The sequence below is a fragment of the Acetomicrobium mobile genome (assembly GCF_937920065.1).
Map to the genome: position 1 here is coordinate 1 of NZ_CALETC010000121.1, position 1,647 is coordinate 1,647.

General features: G+C 40.9%; 1 protein-coding gene and 1 pseudogene. One reads left to right on the forward strand and one right to left on the reverse strand.

Annotated elements, in window-relative coordinates; translation table 11 throughout:
* A partial coding sequence (locus tag Q7P41_RS05175; RefSeq protein WP_303882709.1) for a GntR family transcriptional regulator occupies window positions 1–595 on the forward strand: 595 nt, incomplete at its 5' end.
* A gap of 759 nt (window positions 596–1,354) precedes the next feature.
* Here Q7P41_RS05175 and Q7P41_RS05180 read toward each other — a convergent pair.
* Window positions 1,355–1,647: pseudogene (locus tag Q7P41_RS05180) on the reverse strand (transposase); the annotation flags it as partial.

Consider the following 1,647-nt stretch of genomic DNA (forward strand, 5'->3'; position numbering starts at 1 on the left):
TGGTGAGTTACAACCGGGTGATCCTCTTATTGAACGCGATCTTGCCGAAAAACTTGCGGTATCGCGCACACCGGTGCGTGAAGCTATACAGCGCCTGAAAACAATGGGGTTAGCGGTTCAAGTATCCAGGAAAATGGTAATAGTGGCCAAACCAACCTCAGAGGAAGTGATAAATACGTTTGACGTACGAGAGGTCCTTGAAGGGCTGGCTGCCAGCCGTGCAGCGACCAATGCCACATCAGAGGATCTTATCTATCTTGAAAATCTTGCAGAGGAAATGGAGCAATGCATCGCAATAAACGACGATGACAAGCTAGAAGAACTTCATATGCTTTTTCATGAAAGGTTATATCGAGCTTCTGGAAATAAAAAATTGTATCAACTGCTCATGGATTTAAGAGATTGCATAAAGGCTTATACCCACATTGGATATGCATTCCCGGGAAGAAAATCGGAAGCATCCCAAGAACATAAAAGAATATTGGAAGCGCTAATTTCCAAAAACTCCAGAAAAGCTGAAGAGTGGGCCAGAAAACACATCAAAAGATCAAAAGAAGCATATATAAGGGAGCTACAAAAAGACTCACAAATATGACGGTGAGTTTCTGAATATCTTAGAGAATAAAGAGGCAATCAGTGAAAAATCACAATGACTTAACAAAATTTAGTTCCTGAGTGAGCAAAAAATAATGCCCGACGTGATCGTCAGGGTCTCGCCAAGATCTAACTAGAATTATAAATTGACCTGTTTTGCTACGGTAGTGTTGGAAATATTATAAAGAAACCCAAAAGGATTGTACATCATAGGAAAGTCTATCATTTATGCCCCCTCCCTAAGGTAGTTCTTGAGTCTCTTTGCGTTTTTGTTTTGTATATTTTGTATTTGTGTATATGCTGGTTCTGCTATCGTCAAAGCAGTTCGGGATTGATTAACGTTACCTTTAAAGTGTATTTGCCAGCTTTATGGCCTCAGCGATTGTTTGAAGCCCTTGAGTTCATAATGATAAGGTCCAAGATCTTGGATGCCTCTTTGTTATCATTAAGTTTATAAAGCTTCCCTCACCCTGGATCGAGTTACAGTATTCTCTTCTAAGTTTTGTTATGCCGAGCTCGCAAAGCTTTTTGAGCTGCGATAATGGCAACACGTTTTCTTCATGTTTAGCTATGGCTTTAATTATAACAAAATCTTTTTTAAAAACACTTTTGGGTCAAGTCCTTATTTTTCTGTAAAATCGCCCTCTGATTAAAATCATGGTTAAACTCCAGTCGTTACTGGAGCTACTTCACCTATCTCACAATGTTGTTCCTGTTCCTTCCACTCCCAATATTCATCCATCTCGAAGTATTTCTTACCTCATTTACCATGCTTCGTCATGTTCCATCAACAACGCTTTTACCCGCCTTAGTGCCGATTCACGGTTAGGAAATATCCGAATCACTCGCTCCCTTCGCCTTATCTCCTGATTTAATCTTTCCTGTCCCTTCGTTGTCCGAAGCCTCTTCCTGTAACGTGCAGGAAGATTTAATACTGCTACGGCGTCGTCAAAGCCATCTTCCAGGATATCTGTAGCCCTAAGGGTTTGGGCAGAAAACACTTCAAGCGTCAGATTTAGCATGTGTCGTGCCGTAGATATGTCAGGTGCTTCA